Below are 15,565 nucleotides of genomic sequence, written 5' to 3'. Positions count from 1 at the left end.
CGCCGCGGCACCCAAAACACGAAAGGAAAAACCCGCCACTTGACCATCCCCGCATCGCGGGAAACTATCGTCCAACCGGGTCACTTCTCAATGACAATCCCGGGTCAGATCCAAACGGCAATCAACAGCCAGATGTCTGAAAGGCACCGTTTTGCTGCATCAGCATATACTGGAGGGAAAGATGTGGGTTGGCAGACTATCCAGTGAGAGCAGGCCGTACGCGTCGATAGTCGTCAAAAAGTCAGACGTAGAAGTCGCGCTGATTTGGCCGGACCACTTCTCGTTTCGGGCAGCGTCGGACATCACTTTCTTGGATCAATCAATTGTCTATGCGGCCTGGCGAAACGGCTGGATTACCATCGAACAGAAGCTGGAACTACGCAGCGGACAAATGATGCCGGCCCTTAGCCGCTCAACTGTAGACAAGCTCTCTAGGGACTTAATTGGACTCATAGAGCTGGCGGGAGGTAGCCCGCGGAGAGCGGGAACACTCGCACGCGAACTGGCGGCAAATGGAATTAGTCCCGCGATTGCCGTCGAGCGAGGCGCCCGGGCTTATTTTCGAAATCAGGTACGAGACTGGTTACCCATTTAAAGAGCTTCCCAAAGTTCCCTGTCCAGGGCCGCCGATGGCGGCCCTTTTCTTTTGCCGGATTAAAGCCGAGGTTCAATCCGATTGCTGCTATTGGGAAACTTCGATTCCGCTGAAGCCAAAAAACTCAATAAAACCAATTCAGTTTGGGAATTCCGATTCACACTCTACACCTGCTGTCCCCGAGTCCGGACACATCGGACCCGTCAGTCGGAGCGGATCAAAAGTGAGAAAATGAGCAGTGACTCCGGTGTTCTGGAGGTCTAGGCTCACGCTGTCCAACAGCAAAAAGAGCGTGCGCCATGCCCCGCTTTCTCGCCGTTTACACCATGCAGCCCAAAGATCTTGACCGCTTTCGCCGCATGCCAAAGCATGAGCAGGACGCGGTCAATGCAATCGGTATAAAGCGCTGGACGGATTGGGAGGCAAGACATGCCGCGTCGTTTTCCGAACGGGGCATGGTGGGCAAGACAACGCGCGTAACCAAGGGTGGCATCGCCGAGGCAGTGAACCCGTTCTGCGGCTACATCGTGGTGGAGGCAGAGACGATCGAGGCGGCGGCCCGCTTGTTCGAGAACCACCCGCATTTCTCGATATTTCCGGGCGACGGCGTGGATATCATGCCTTTCCTCACCGACCCCGCGCCGTAGCGTAGCTACAATGCCAAGTCTATTGTCATGATAGAGTTTTGGCCTTGCGACCGAGCGTATCCAATGCGCTGAGAAACGCCGAGCGGTCGGCGGGGCGGAAGCCGGGGTTGTAGCCTTTGCTTTCGCCGGTCTCGCGCAGATGCTGGTTGAGGTCGCGCATCGCAAGCGCCATGCCGATCGAGGCCGGGGTAAATGGCTTGCCGCTAAAGCCCAGAACGTGGCAGCCCTTGTCGATGGCGCGGCTGGCGAGCGGGATATCGGCTGTCAGCACGATGTCGTTGGCCTTGGCCTGCTCGACGATCCAGTCATCGGCGGCGTCCGCGCCTTGCGGCACCACGATGATCCGCACCATTGGATCGCGCGACGGCCTGACGCCGCCATTGCAGACATAGGTGACGACCAGACCCAGCCGCTCGGCCACGCGCATCGCCTCATCCTTGACGGGACAGGCATCGGCGTCGACGAAGATGGTCGGGTCTGGCATGACTTCAGTAAACCACAACGCTGCGGATGCTTTCGCCGGAATGCATCATTTCGAAGCCCTTGTTGATGTCTTCGAGGCGCAGCGTGTGGGTGATCATCGGGTCGATTTCGATCTTGCCGTCGAGGTACCAATCGACGATCTTGGGCACGTCGGTGCGGCCCTTGGCGCCGCCAAAAGCCGTGCCCATCCAGGTGCGGCCGGTGACGAGCTGGAACGGCCGGGTGGAGATTTCCTTGCCCGCGCCCGCCACGCCGATCACCACCGACTTGCCCCAACCACGATGGCTGCATTCCAGAGCCTGGCGCATGACCGTCGTATTGCCGGTGCAGTCGAACGTGTAGTCGGCGCCGCCGATCAGGTCGCCGCGGCGCTTGGTGAGGTTGACGATATAGGGCACGATATCGCCCTCGATTTCCTTGGGATTGACGAAGTGCGTCATCCCGAAGCGCTCGCCCCAGGCCTTCTTGTCATTGTTGAGGTCGACGCCGATGATCATGTCGGCGCCGGCCAGGCGCAGTCCCTGCAGCACGTTCAAACCGATGCCACCGAGGCCGAACACTACCGCCGTAGCGCCGATTTCCACCTTGGCGGTATTGATCACCGCGCCAATGCCAGTGGTAACGCCGCAGCCCACGTAGCACACTTTGTCGAAGGCTGCTGAGGCGTCGATCTTGGCGACGGCGATCTCGGGCAGCACGGTGAAATTGGAGAAGGTCGAGCAGCCCATGTAGTGGAAGATCGGCTTGCCCTCGAAGCTGAAGCGCGAGGTGCCGTCGGGCATCAGCCCCTGCCCCTGCGTAGCGCGAATGGCGGTGCAGAGATTGGTCTTACCCGAGCGGCAGGCATAGCACTCGCGACATTCCGGCGTGTAGAGCGGAATGACATGGTCGCCCTTCTTGAGCGACGTCACGCCCGGCCCGACATCGACCACAACGCCAGCGCCTTCATGGCCGAGGATGGCCGGGAACAGCCCTTCGGGATCGGCACCCGACAGCGTGAAATCATCGGTATGGCACAGTCCAGTCGCCTTGATCTCGATCATAACCTCGCCCGCCTTGGGGCCATCGAGATCGACCTCGACGATTTCAAGCGGCTTGCCGGCCTGGAAGGCGACGGCGGCGCGGGTTTTCATGGCGGGATTCTCCTTGGGTCTCAATTGCCCAAGGTTTCGCATGCGAACCCACGAGGGGCAACCCGGCTAAACGCTACCCACCGCTACAGCCACGTTCACGGTCGCGGCAACGATCAGCGTGTTGAAAAAGTACGAGAAGGTCGAGTGCATCACGACGATCTTGCGCATCTTGTTGGAGGTGACGCGAATGTCGGAGACTGCAAAGGCTGTGCCGATCACATAGGCGAAATAGAGGAACGCAACGCCGTCCGGATTGTCGCCCTCGGGGAAATCCAGCCCGCCGATCAACTCGTTGCTCTGACCGTCAGGATTGGCCGACGGCGACTCGTAATACTCATAGGCATAGTGCATCGCGGCCATGGTGTGGATTACAAACCAACCCAGCAGCACCGAAGCCACGCTGAGGATCACCTCATACAGCAGCGGTCCATCCTGCCCGTTTAGAGCCATGAACAAGGTGACGCACGAAGTGCCGACCACCCCCAGCACCACGACGAAGATTAAGGCCGTCGGTGCATCCGTGCTATCGGCGCGGGATTTCAGAAATTGCGGCGTTAGCACCGGCAGCATCAGCGCCATGAAGCCGAGATAGACCACGAACATGGTGATGGCGCCGAATGGAACGGCGAACACCGGCAGCACAAAGAGCGTGATCAGGAACACTACGGCTCCCACGGCCATCCCGATAATTAGCCCGCCGTGCCGCGGTAGCTTCAGCGAAGCCACCTTGTGGCCTAGGCGATGACTCTCCGCCTTGGCTTTCGCCGCGCGGGATGGTGCGGCGAGTTTCTTCACCGGCTGCTTGCGTCGTGTTGCCAATTTCATGCCCCTCGCAGGCTCAGCCTAATGGCCGCCGTGCGGCGCTACAATGGTTTCAGCCCGCAATGGCTCCCGGGCCCGCGGTGGCGCCAGGCGGTACCTTGCCGAGAATGATCATGCCCAGCACTTCGTCCTTGCTCACGTCTTGCGTGCGGGCCGAGCCAACCACCTGCCCGTTCTTCATCACCACCACCCTGTCAGCCAGGTCGAACACGTCGTGGATGTCATGGCTGATCAGGAAGATGCCGATGCCATCGGATTTGAGCTGCTTGATCAGATCGCCGACCTGAGCAGTTTCCTGCGGCCCAAGAGCTGCAGTGGGCTCGTCCATGATCAGGATGCGCGCGTTGAACAGTATAGCCCGGGCAATCGCCACCGATTGCCGTTGACCGCCGGAAAGCGCTTTCACCGGCTCCTTGAAGCGACGGAAGTTAGGATTGAGCCGGCCCATCACTTCGCGGGCTTTCGACTCCATCGCGGCATCGTCAAGCGTGCCGAGCGGCGTGATGATCTCGCGTCCCAGGAACAGGTTTGCGGCGGCATCGACATTGTCGGCCACGGCAAGCTGCTGGTAGATCGTCTCGATACCATAGCCCTTGGCATCGCGCGGGTTGTTGATGTTGGCATCTTCGCCGTTGATGCGGATCGAGCCGGTATCCCGCCGATAAGCGCCCGACAGGATCTTGATCAGCGTCGACTTGCCGGCGCCGTTATGGCCGAGCAGGCCAACGACTTCGCCGGGAAACAGGTCGATCGAAGCGCGATCCACGGCGCGAATGCCGCCGAAGGAGATCGAAATGTCGTTCATTTCGACGAGAGGCGTTCTGGTGTCCAGCATGACAAGGACTTCCTAGTGTTTATTGCGGCGGTACAGCGTGTCGAGCCACACCGCGAAAACGAGAACTATGCCGACGACGATGGATTGCAGCGGGCTATCCATCCCCATCAAAACCATTCCGGACTGCAGCGACTGCATCACCAGCGCGCCCAGCAATGCGCCGGCAATCGAGCCAACGCCGCCGGCCAGTGAGGTGCCGCCAATCACCGCGGCAGCGATGACGTAAAGCTCGTCCAGCGTGCCTAGCGCATTGGTCGCGGCGTTGAGGCGAGCGGTTGAAATAGCAGCCGCGATGGCGCACAGCGCGCCCATCAGCATGAAAATCTTGACCGTGACCCAGCGTGTATTGATGCCTGCGAGCTCGGCGGCTTCTGGATTTCCACCCATGGCAAACACGTAACGGCCAAAGCGAGTGCGCATTGAGATGAAGCTCATCACCACCCCGACGCCCATCGCAATCAGCACTGGGATGGCGATGCCGTGGGAGATGAACAGACCTGTTTCGGGCACGGTAAGGCCATTGGCAGCAGCATAATTCTCGGCAATGCGGCGCGGCCAGGGATAGGCGTTGGCAACCCAGACGGCGCCAATAGTCAGCCCGCAGCCGATGGCGCCCAGCGCCGCCTCTGCCCAGAGCGGGCGTAGCGGGAAGCTGAAGCGGCGGCGCTGGCGGCGCCCCGTGTAAAGTCCGATCAGAATGGCGGCACAGGCGATGCTGGCGACGACCCAACTCCACCGTTGGCCGACCGAACCTGCAGGGCCACCGCCCATCAACTGGAACGTCGGGTCCATCGGCGCCACCGTGCGGCCCATGGTGACCCACCAGGCTGCACCACGCCACACGAGGTAGCCACCCAGGGTGACGATGAAAGCGGGGACACGCAGATAAGCGATGATCACGCCCTGCAAGGCGCCGATACCGATGCCGACAAGCAGCCCGCCGACCAGCGACAGCACCCAGATCAAGGGATTGCCAAGGCCCAGCCCGAGCTGGTTGGGCAGGATGTCGGTCTGCATTACGCCCATCACCATGCCGACCACGCCCAGCACGGAGCCGACCGACAAATCGATATTGCGGGTTACGATGATCAGCACCATCCCCGTGACCATGACCGCTACAGAAGCGGTCTGCACCGACAGGTTCCACAGGTTGCGCGGAGTGAGGAACAGCCCGCCTGAGAACACATTGAAGCCGATCCAGATGATGGCCAGAGCGCCGATCATTCCCAGCAGCCGCGTGTCGATCTCGGTCGCCATCAGGAAGCGCTGCAGCGGATTCTGTGCAAATTTGCTTGGATGGATATTGGCCGAATAGGCCTGCTGCTCTGCCAAAGTGATGCTCTCCCGGTGGACCGCCCCGCCCGTAGCGCGGCCCTGTCACAACAGTGCCGCAGCGCGAACGCCGCGGCACTATCTCGATGTCAGACTATTACGTCTTAGCCTTAGTTACACGCAGCAACCGTGCCGGCCGCAACGCCCTGGCAGACCACATCCTTGGAGACCCAGCCACCGTCGATGACGACGTTGAGGTTATCCTTGGTGACGGCCACGGGGGCGATGAAGAAGGCGTTCATGGCGACGCCCTTCGGCCCGCCCGAGAACGGCACCACGCCGGTGACGGCGTCGAGTGCAGTGCCGCCAGCCAGCTCGATGGCCACTTCAGCGGCCTTCTTGCCAAGCTCGCGTGCATCCTTCCACACCGAAACGGTCTGGGTGCCGAGCGCGATGCGGTTGAGGGCGGCGTGATCGCCGTCCTGGCCCGAGACGGGTACGGAGCCGGCAAGACCTTGGGCCGCCAATGCTGCAATGGCGCCACCGGCAGTACCGTCATTGGAGGCGACGACAGCGTCGATCTCGTTGTTGTTGGCGGTCAGGAACTGCTCCATGTTCGCCTGGGCGACTTCCGGGTTCCAGTTGTCGGTATAGGCTTCGCCGACATTCTTGATGGCGCCGGAGTCGATACCGGCCTGCAGTACTTCCATCTGTCCTTCGAACAGGAAGTCGGCATTGGGATCGGCACTGTTGCCCTTGATGAAGACGAAGTTGCCGGTTGGCTGTACGGCTGCAACGCCGGCAGCCTGCAGGCGACCGACTTCCTTGTTGTCGAAGGTAAGGTAGAACGCGTCGGGGTTCTCGATCAGGCGGTCATAGCCGACCACCGCGATGCCTTCGGCGACGGCGGCAGCAACGGCCGGACCGACAGCTTCGCTGTCCTGGGCCAGCACGATGATGGCATCGGCACCCTGAGAAATCAGGCTTTCGATATCGGTCAACTGCTTGGAAGCCGACGACTGGGCGTCAGCCGAGATATAGGTTGCGCCGGCAGCGTCTAGCACGGCCTTGATGGCTGCCTCGTCGGTCTTCCAACGCTCTTCTTGGAAATTGTTCCAGCTGACGCCGACGGTGAGCCCGTCCTGCGCAAAGGCTGCGACGCCGGTCGAGCCGGTGATGACGGTCGTGCAAAGCAAGACCGCTAGAAACTTGTTCATATCTGTCCTCCCGTGTGGGCCAGTCCTCCTGCCCACCTGTTTGCCGGTGGTATAACCCCAGCGGGCACCCTCCACCGGCACCCTGAGCATTAATTTCGCTGCTCGAAAAAAAGTGTGACATGCGTGCCTCAGCCAAGTCAACTTCAATTTCGAAACTCGAAATAAATGCGATTGCGGTATCCGGAAATGAATGGTGTGTTGCGTTTCGGGGTAAGGAGTGTGCGGCTTGGCGCGGAACGTCAGCGATAGCGACAGTGTCCGGCGACAGAACCGCGGCTTGGTGCTGGGCGCCCTGCGCGTGCAAGGTCCGATGTCGCGCACGGCCCTTGCCGCTGCGACGGGGCTGAGCCACGCCAGCATCACGGCCATCACCCACGATCTGATCGTCCAGCAGATCATCGTGGACCTTGAACCGACAGAGCGGCCCGATGCGCGTGGACGTGGCCGTCCGGCAACCCTCGTCGGATTCAACCGTCGCGTCGGCACCGCTGCCTTGTTTGAGATCGACGTCAATCGGGCGCGTATCTCGCTGGTCGACTATGGCGGCGTCCTGGTCGACCGGATAGAAACTCCCCTCACGCCGCGAACGTTTGCAGAAACGCGGCCGACGCAATTTCTCGCCGATCGCCTGCGCCAGTTGAAAGAACGCAATCCGGCAGAGGCCTCCGTCCTGCAGCGCGTGGCCATCTCCATCCAGGGGATCCTCGATCGCGATGAACCTAGCCTCCGATGGTCGCCCATTTCCCACATCGCCGATACGCCGTTCGTTGCGGAATTGAGCGCCGAGTTCGCACTCCCCGTGGCTCTGTACAAGCGTGGACGCCTGTTGGCCGAGGGCGCCCGCTGGCTCGATCCGGCGCTATCTGACGCCAGCGTCGCCACTGTCTTCGTCGGCTCGACAGTCGCCATGGGCATGACGTTCCGGGGCAAGATCCTCGGACGCGGCGAGGAAGGTGCGACAGAGTTTGGCCATATGAACCACCTGCCAAATGGTGCACTGTGCCGTTGTGGCATGCGCGGCTGCATTGAAGCTTACGCGTCCGATTATGGTGTGCTCCGCACCGCTTATTCGGTCCCGGAAACTGCAACCCCGGCCCCTGCAGTGCCGCCGCAGGAATATGAGGGCATGATCGCGCGGGCTGAAGCGGGCAATCGCGCGGCTACCCATGCCTTCAATACCGCAGGACGCGCGATTGGATTCGGCCTGGGCCGCATGATGGCGGTGTTCGACCCCTCCCACATTCTTGTGGTTGGTCCGGGAGCGCGGGCTTTCAGCCTGATGAAGAGCGAAATCCTGGCGGCGCTGGCCGGCACCCTGATCTGCCACGTCAACGGCTTGCCACAGGTGGTCGCTTACCGAGACGAGCGCGAACCCGTTTTCAAAGGCCTCATGATGAAGACGCTCAACGACATCGATCAGACCGACTTTGCCGCACGCGCCTGACGCATCGCAACCAAAAACAACAGCCGATACTTGATCTATCGTAGTCGCGTGCTAATTGCTCTCAGCGTGATGCCACTGCAGATTTGCGATCCGCAGACGACCCCGAAAAATACTATCGAGCACGGATGCAAGCCCGTGTAGATTTCAGCCGAGCAGGACCCCGCACCATGAGTAAACTGATTGTCCCCGTGATCCTGGCAGGTGGCCAGGGAACGCGGCTATGGCCGATGTCGCGCTCGGCGCGTCCCAAGCAGTTCCTGCCGCTGACCGGACCGACCAGCCTGTTCCAGAATACACTGCAGCGCGTGGCGAACGACGACGTCTACACACCGGCTGTCATCATCACCAACGCCGACTATCGCTTCATCGTGGCCGAACAGGCCGCCGAACTCGGCATTGCGCTCGCGGGCATCCTGCTTGAGCCGGTGGCCCGCAACACTGCCGTCGCCATTGCCGCCGCTGCAGCCTATGCCAGTGAGCATTTCGGGCCCGATGCCGTGCTGCACATCCTGCCGTCGGACCACGACGTCGCTGTCAGCGAAGGCTATTGGCAGGCCGTGCGCGAGGCGCAGTCTGCAGCATCGTCGGGCCTGCTTGTGACGTTCGGCATCCAGCCGACCCATCCCGAGACAGGGTTTGGCTATATCCAGTCCGAGGCGTCAGTTGGCGCAGGCGTGCGCCCAGTGTTGCGCTTCATCGAAAAGCCCAACACCGAGCGCGCCTCCCAGATGCTGGCTGAAGGCGGCTACTTCTGGAACTCCGGCATGTTTATGATCGGCGCCGACAGCTTCCTCCGCGAATGCGAAGTGCTGGCGCCGGAAACCCTAAGCGCGGCACGTGACGCCGTGTCCAACGCCAAGTCCGACCTCGATTTCATTCGCCTGGATGAAGCCGCCTTCGCCACGGCACCCAATATCTCAGTTGATTACGCCATATTCGAAAAGACCGCCAAGGCGGCCGTCGTTGCCGTCGATTTCAGCTGGTCCGACCTCGGCAGTTGGGACGCCGTGTGGAAAAACGCCCCGCGAGACGCGGCTCAGAACGTGACCCAAGGCCAAGTCACCCTGGACAATGTCACCAATTCACTGGTGGTGACCGATCACGCCCATGTCGCCGTCAACGGCCTCGATGACATCGCCGTGGTGGCCACCAATGACGCGATCTATGTCGGCCGCCTGTCCGAGGCGCAGAAGGTCGGCGGCATGGTCAAGACGCTGCGGGCGGGCAAGGACACTGTCGGGCTGACGGAAATCCACAAGACCGCCTATCGCCCGTGGGGCGGCTACGCGTCAGTGCTCGCTGGAGACCGCTTCCAGGTAAAGCGCCTGTTCGTCAAGCCGGGCAAGAAACTGAGCCTGCAGAAGCACCACCACCGTGCCGAACACTGGATCGTGGTCCGCGGCACCGCCGAGGTAACCGTCGATGGCACGATCACAACGCTGAGCGAAAACCAGTCGATCTACCTGCCGCTGGGTTGCGTCCACCGCTTGGCAAATCCGGGCAAGATCGAGCTTGAGCTGATCGAAGTGCAGACCGGCTCGTACCTTGGCGAGGACGACATCATCCGCATCGAAGACGAGTTCGGCCGCGCCTGATTGAGCAAAAAACGGGCGTCATATGGCGCCCGTTTCGTGCCTAGAACTTCAACCAGCCATGTAGTTTGTCGGACAGTTCCACCGGTTCTTCCTCGCCACCATGCAACACCAGATCGGGCGTGCTCGGCGGCTCGAACGGGGAGTCGATGCCGGTGAAATTCTTGATCTCCCCGGCGCGGGCGCGCTTGTACAACCCTTTGGGATCGCGCGCCTCGCACACTTCCAGCGGCGTATCGACATAGACTTCGACGAAGTCGATATCGCCCGCGATTTCCCGCGCCAGCCTGCGTTCATTCTCGAACGGCGAGATAAACGACACCAGCACGATCAGCCCCGCATCGGCCATCAGCTTGGCCACCTCGGCCACGCGGCGGATATTCTCGACGCGCGCCGCTTCGGTGAAGCCCAGATCCCTGTTGAGCCCGTGGCGCACATTGTCGCCATCCAGAATATAGGCGTGCCGCCCGTCGGCCGTCAGCCGCTTCTCCAGCAGATTGGCGATGGATGATTTGCCCGAACCAGACAGGCCGGTGAACCAGACGATCTTGGGCGACTGGCCCTTCATCTGCGCGCGCACCTCGCGGTTCACGTCGAACGACTGATAGGTAAGGTTCTGCGCCCGGCGCAGGCCGAACTCGATAGTCCCCGCCCCCAGCGTCGCGTTGGTGATGCGATCCACCAGAATGAATCCGCCGGTTAGCGCATTGCTGGCATAAGCATCGAAAGCGATCGGCTTGTCGGTGGCGATGGTGACCGTCGCCACCTCGTTAAGGTCGACCTTGGTCGCCGCCGTCTGTTCCAGCGTATTCACATTGGTACGGAACTTCAGGTCGGTGATTGTCGCTGGCACCAGCTGGGTACCGAGCTTGAGCAAATACGACCGTCCCGGAAAAGCCGGCTCTTCGCTCATCCAGACGACGCGCGCCTGGAACTGGTTGGAAAATTCCGGCGTCTCGCCAGCATGGCTCAGCATGTCGCCGCGCGAAATATCGACCTCGCGATCGAGTACCAGCGTCACCGCCTGCCCAGCCACGGCGCGCTGCAGATCACCATCCATGGTCACGATCCGCTTAACCACCGCCGGCTTGCGTGAGGATGCAATCAGCACCTCGTCTCCCACCGCCACGATGCCGGACGCCACCGTGCCGGAAAAACCGCGGAAGTCGAGATTGGGCCGGTTGACCCATTGCACCGGGAAGCGCAGCTTGCCCAGCGTGCGGTCCTCGGCAACCTCGATGGTCTCGAGATAAGGCACCAGCGGCGTTCCGTCGAACCACGGCGTGCGGTCGCTCTTGGCGAGGATATTATCCCCACGCAGCGCCGAAACGGGAATAGCCGCCAGCGTCTTGAAGCCAAGCGGCGCGGCAAAGGCGCGGTATTCGGCGACGATCCGGTCGAACGTGGCCTCGTCGTAACCCATCAGGTCGATCTTGTTGACCACCAGCACTACGTGCTTCACCCCGATCAGCGACAGGATGAAACTGTGGCGCCGCGTCTGGGTCAGCACGCCCTTGCGCGCGTCGATCAGCACCAGCGCCAGATCGGCATTGGATGCGCCGGTCGCCATGTTGCGGGTATATTGTTCGTGGCCCGGCGTATCGGCGACGATGAACTTGCGCTGGTCGGTCGAGAAAAACCGATAAGCCACGTCGATGGTGATGCCCTGCTCCCGCTCGGCGGTGAGGCCATCGACCAGCAGCGAGAAGTCGATGCCTTCCTCGCCTACCGTACGATTGTGGCTTTCCTTTTTGAGGCTCGCCAACTGGTCGTCGAGAATCAACTGGCTGTCATAGAGCAGCCGCCCGATCAGCGTGGATTTGCCATCATCGACGCTGCCGCAAGTTAGGAAACGCAGCAGCGACTTGTCGGTCTGCTGGGCGAGCCAGAGCGAGATGTCGGTATCGGGTGTAGCCAGGGGAAGGCTCATCAGAAATACCCTTCCTGCTTCTTTTTTTCCATCGAGCCGACACTGTCACTATCGATCAGCCGCCCCTCGCGCTCCGATGTCCGGCTGGCCTGCATTTCCATGATGATCTCGGGCAGCGTTGCGGCGCTCGAGCGGATCGCACCAGTCAAAGGATAATCGCCCAGCGTCCGGAAACGCACCATTTCCTGCTGCGGCGCCTCGCCCGGCTCCAGCCGAAAACGCTCATCATCGACCATGATCAGCGTGCCGGAGCGCTCCACCACCGGCCGCTCCTTGGCATAATATAGCGTCGGCAGTTCGATGCCTTCTGAATAGATATAGGTCCACACGTCGAGCTCGGTCCAGTTGCTGATCGGGAACACCCGCATGCTTTCGCCTGGGTTGAGCCGCGTATTGAACACCCTCCACAGTTCGGGCCGCTGGTTTTTTGGGTCCCAGGCATGGCTGGCATTGCGATGCGAGAAAATGCGCTCCTTGGCGCGCGATTTTTCTTCGTCGCGCCGCGCTCCGCCGATCGCCGCATCATAACGCCCGGCATCCAGCGCCTGCCGCAAAGCCTGCGTCTTCATGATGTCGGTAAAGCGCGAAGACCCATGATCGAACGGGTTGATGCCATTCGCCAGCCCTTCGGGATTGGTATGCGAGATCAGGTCGAAGCCATGCTTTTCCGCCATGGCGTCGCGGAAGGCGATCATCTCGCGGAACTTCCAGGTGGTGTTCACATGAAGCAGCGGAAATGGGATCTTGCTGGGAAAGAACGCCTTGCGCGCCAAATGCAGCAGCACGCTGGAATCCTTGCCGATGGAATACATCATGACCGGCCGCTCAAAGCTGGCCGCCACCTCCCGCAAAATTGCGATGCTCTCAGCCTCAAGGCTCTGCAGATGCGTCAGGGAAGCACTGGTCACTCTGGAATAAACTCCATCCCACACCGCCGCAGCGGACGAATTTGCTGTGTGTTGGTAAGGCTTGAGCCCGCGGCGCATCAAGCCCTAAAACGGCAAAAAGCCCGAAAACCAAGGGCCTTGGGCATAATTGTCTGTCCTCGTCGCATTGACTGCCAATGCACTCCAAACAACCTCCATCGCGGCAACTGGGGATAAGGTCGCGGGCACCTCACGCAGAAAAAAAGTTCCGCTTGGTCATAAGCGCGCACGCATGGCCCTGATGGCCAATGTCCCGGCTAATACTCGACGATCGAGACTATCCGCCGGATGCCCAAGCAGCACGGCTCCGCGTCAGAAGGACCGAATAATGCCAAGCATGCAGTCGCAGAGGGCATGAATGGCGGGACATTATTGGTGCCGACATCAGGATTCGAACCCGAGACCCCCTGATTACAAATCAGGAGGTGAAGATCAGTCCAGAATTGCACCGCCTGGGCGTCTTGCCGCCGCCGCCAGGAGGCCCGGTCACCGCAAAGCAGATTGGTGCAGGTCCCGCGGACCGCAAGATGCCGCCGCGGACTTCTTGTCAGTCGCACCAGTTTGACGCGGCGGCGATCAGTTCCTCAGCGACAGGGCTCTGGAACTGTCGTTGAAAGGTTAGGGCGTAGAAGGCTTCTTCGATGCCGGGAAGAGGCACGATCTCGCGCAGTGTACCCGCCTCGAGTTCGTCGCGCACGACGATGGCGGGTAGTGGAACTAGGCCAATGGCCTCACGCGCCATGAGGCGTAGCATGGCCATGTCGTCGACCTCGGCCACCACCTTGGGCATGACATCGAGACGCGCGCAGAGCGCATCGAAATCAGCACGGATGCTGCTCGATCCGCCCGGGAGGATGACGCCTTGGCTGCTTATGGCTTCCTGTGGGGTGGTTGCTCTGCAATCGAGCGCGGTAGCGCCGAAGAGACTGATCTGCTGCCGCGCGATCCGGTGTGCCGCCACGCCATCGGCATGACCCGTGCCTGGCGCCCCATTGCAGAGGACAACGTCGAGATCGAGCTGACGCAGCATTCCAGTCAGCTCGACGAGGCTGCCTGAAGTTAAGACAATCTCCAGATTGGGACGACCAAGGCACGGGCGCAGAAAATCGATCTGAAAATTGCGCGACAGCGTTGCCAGAGCACCCACCCGAAGCACCTGGCGTCGCCCGGATCCGACACGGAGGGTAGTCAGCAGGTCATCGCCTATTTCGAATATGGCCTTTGCATGGTCGAGCGCCACTCGACCGGCCTCGGTCAAGACGAGGCGCCGCCCGACCCGCTCGAACAGCGGGTGGCCCAACCGCGCTTCCAGCAACTGGATTTGGGTGGAAAGCGCGGACTGCGACACCGCCAGGTTACGCGCGGCACGTGTCAGGTTGCCCTCGCTGGCAACTTCCATGAAGTAGCGCAGGTGGTGAAAGTTCAGGATGTTCATCGTTCTAATTTAGAGAATGTTTCCATCCAATCAATGAATTTTCATGAACTATACCGTTGGGATAGACCGGCGCCACCGTATCGTGAGCCAGGTCTTCCCATGCAGAGTCTGCTTTCCCCCGCCATCCTGTTCTTCGCCCTGGGGCTGCTTGCGGCCACGCTCCGCAGCAACCTGCAAATCCCCGAAGCCATCGGCAAGGCGCTTGCCATATACCTGATGGCCGCCATCGGCCTCAAAGGCGGGGTGCAGGTTTCCCAGAATGGCGTCACGCCCGACCTGCTGCTTGCGGGGGTTGCCGGGCTTTGCCTCAGTCTGCTGCTTCCCTTTTCCGCCTACTGGGCCGTCAGGCATCTGGGCAAGCTGGACAGGATGCATGCCGGCGCCGTGGCGGCCCATTATGGATCGGTGTCAGTCGTGACCTTCGTGACGGCGGTCGCGGCGCTGGAGGCCGCGGGGCTGCACGTCGCCGGCTTCATGGTTGCCGTGCTCGCGCTGATGGAGGCCCCGGCCATCCTAGTCGGCCTCTGGCTGGCTCGCCGCTCATCGGAGAAGGGGACTTCCGGAGTGAACGATCATCTCACGCACACGCTGCGGGACGGATCGATCCTGCTACTGACCGGCGGTTTCGTCATTGGCCTGGTGGCCGGCCCCCAGGGCTTTGAGCCGGTTCAGCCGGTCTTCGAAGGGGCCTTCAGCGGCATCCTCTGCCTGTTCTTGTTGGATATGGGGCTTGTCGCGGGACGCCACCTGATGCGCAGGGGCAGCGTCTCGCCAAGGCTCATCGCACTGGCGATCGGGCTCGCGGTGACCAATGGCATGATCGGCCTACTGGTCGGCATGGCCATCGGGCTTGATCCCGGCTCGGCGGCTGCACTTGGCATTCTGGCTGGCAGCGCCAGCTATATAGCCGCCCCGGCGGCCATCCGGATGGCTTTACCCGAGGTGGATCCCGGCATGCCGCTAACCATGTCGCTTGCCATCACCTTCCCATTCAATGTCCTGGTGGGCATTCCCGTGCTAACTGCGGTTGCGGGCCTTCTTCCGTGATCCTGGAGTTGAGTAGCGAATATGTCCGCTTTCAGGACTTTCCAGGGATATCGTGAACGTCCGCAATGGTGAAGGGTTTCGGGTGCCTCTTGGCGTACGAAAGCCTCTCATGCAGGAACCCGTGGTCCGCAGGTGTTGCGCTATGGGTTTTGCTGTTTTGGGGTGATCGAGTGCGTGCCTCGAACAG

At 61.1% G+C, this 15,565-nt stretch carries 14 protein-coding genes; 5 read left to right on the top strand and 9 right to left on the bottom strand.

The features are described 5' to 3' along the window. Both WH91_RS25120 and WH91_RS16095 read left to right on the top strand, forming a co-directional pair. On the top strand, window positions 1-207 hold a 207-nt coding region (locus WH91_RS25120), incomplete at its 5' end, for a hypothetical protein (RefSeq protein WP_210165781.1). Window positions 208-894: 687 nt separating this feature from the next. Further along, a complete protein-coding gene (locus tag WH91_RS16095; protein WP_046172035.1) occupies window positions 895-1,242 on the top strand; it encodes a hypothetical protein in 348 nt (115 codons plus the stop codon). Window positions 1,243-1,267: 25 nt separating this feature from the next. On the opposite strand, the gene WH91_RS16090 is transcribed toward WH91_RS16095, so the two are convergent. The 6 genes from WH91_RS16090 to xylF all read right to left on the bottom strand — a co-directional run bounded on the left by WH91_RS16090 (window position 1,268) and on the right by xylF (window position 7,004). After that, window positions 1,268-1,726: a YaiI/YqxD family protein gene (locus tag WH91_RS16090; protein WP_046172034.1), complete on the bottom strand. Its 459-nt coding sequence runs from the start codon at window positions 1,724-1,726 to the stop codon at window positions 1,268-1,270. Window positions 1,727-1,730: 4 nt separating this feature from the next. Further along, entirely contained in the window at window positions 1,731-2,858 is a 1,128-nt protein-coding gene (locus tag WH91_RS16085) for an S-(hydroxymethyl)glutathione dehydrogenase/class III alcohol dehydrogenase (RefSeq protein ID WP_046172033.1), read from the bottom strand. 66 nt (window positions 2,859-2,924) lie between these two features. Further along, window positions 2,925-3,677: a DUF1345 domain-containing protein gene (locus WH91_RS16080; protein WP_158409582.1), complete on the bottom strand. Its 753-nt coding sequence runs from the start codon at window positions 3,675-3,677 to the stop codon at window positions 2,925-2,927. Window positions 3,678-3,732: 55 nt separating this feature from the next. Further along, window positions 3,733-4,515 carry an ATP-binding cassette domain-containing protein gene (locus WH91_RS16075; RefSeq protein WP_046172032.1) on the bottom strand — a complete coding sequence of 261 codons (783 nt, stop codon included), beginning with the start codon at window positions 4,513-4,515 and terminating at the stop codon, window positions 3,733-3,735. Window positions 4,516-4,527: 12 nt separating this feature from the next. Continuing rightward, window positions 4,528-5,817 (bottom strand): sugar ABC transporter permease, encoded by a 1,290-nt coding sequence (locus WH91_RS16070; RefSeq protein WP_244542471.1) that lies wholly within the window; start codon window positions 5,815-5,817, stop codon window positions 4,528-4,530. 140 nt (window positions 5,818-5,957) lie between these two features. Further along, window positions 5,958-7,004, bottom strand: a complete 1,047-nt coding sequence (xylF, locus tag WH91_RS16065) for a D-xylose ABC transporter substrate-binding protein (protein WP_046172030.1) — start codon at window positions 7,002-7,004, stop codon at window positions 5,958-5,960. A 226-nt stretch (window positions 7,005-7,230) separates the two neighbouring features. Here xylF and WH91_RS16060 point away from each other — a divergent pair, with 226 nt between their 5' ends. Further along, complete coding sequence (locus WH91_RS16060) at window positions 7,231-8,448, top strand: ROK family protein (protein ID WP_046172029.1); 1,218 nt, start codon at window positions 7,231-7,233, stop codon at window positions 8,446-8,448. Window positions 8,449-8,615: 167 nt separating this feature from the next. Continuing rightward, complete coding sequence (locus WH91_RS16055; RefSeq protein ID WP_046172028.1) at window positions 8,616-10,043, top strand: mannose-1-phosphate guanylyltransferase/mannose-6-phosphate isomerase; 1,428 nt, start codon at window positions 8,616-8,618, stop codon at window positions 10,041-10,043. A gap of 40 nt (window positions 10,044-10,083) precedes the next feature. Here WH91_RS16055 and cysN read toward each other — a convergent pair whose 3' ends face one another. From cysN to WH91_RS16040, 3 genes are all read right to left on the bottom strand, one after another. Then, window positions 10,084-11,970 carry a sulfate adenylyltransferase subunit CysN gene (gene cysN, locus WH91_RS16050; protein WP_046172027.1) on the bottom strand — a complete coding sequence of 629 codons (1,887 nt, stop codon included), beginning with the start codon at window positions 11,968-11,970 and terminating at the stop codon, window positions 10,084-10,086. Beyond that, window positions 11,970-12,878: a sulfate adenylyltransferase subunit CysD gene (cysD, locus tag WH91_RS16045; RefSeq protein ID WP_046172026.1), complete on the bottom strand. Its 909-nt coding sequence runs from the start codon at window positions 12,876-12,878 to the stop codon at window positions 11,970-11,972. The genes cysN and cysD overlap by 1 nt, the downstream gene beginning before the upstream one ends. A gap of 565 nt (window positions 12,879-13,443) precedes the next feature. Then, window positions 13,444-14,331, bottom strand: coding sequence for a LysR family transcriptional regulator (locus tag WH91_RS16040; RefSeq protein WP_046172025.1), 888 nt, complete (start codon window positions 14,329-14,331; stop codon window positions 13,444-13,446). A gap of 99 nt (window positions 14,332-14,430) precedes the next feature. Between WH91_RS16040 and WH91_RS16035 the strand changes: the two genes are divergently transcribed. Further along, window positions 14,431-15,378 carry a sodium-dependent bicarbonate transport family permease gene (locus WH91_RS16035; protein ID WP_046172024.1) on the top strand — a complete coding sequence of 316 codons (948 nt, stop codon included), beginning with the start codon at window positions 14,431-14,433 and terminating at the stop codon, window positions 15,376-15,378. Window positions 15,379-15,565 lie beyond the last annotated feature (187 nt).

This window comes from Devosia psychrophila (assembly GCF_000971275.1).
In the GTDB taxonomy this organism is placed as follows: domain Bacteria; phylum Pseudomonadota; class Alphaproteobacteria; order Rhizobiales; family Devosiaceae; genus Devosia; species Devosia psychrophila.
Note: the sequence above shows the minus strand (reverse complement) of the source record. Positions and strands in the feature narration are given on the sequence as shown.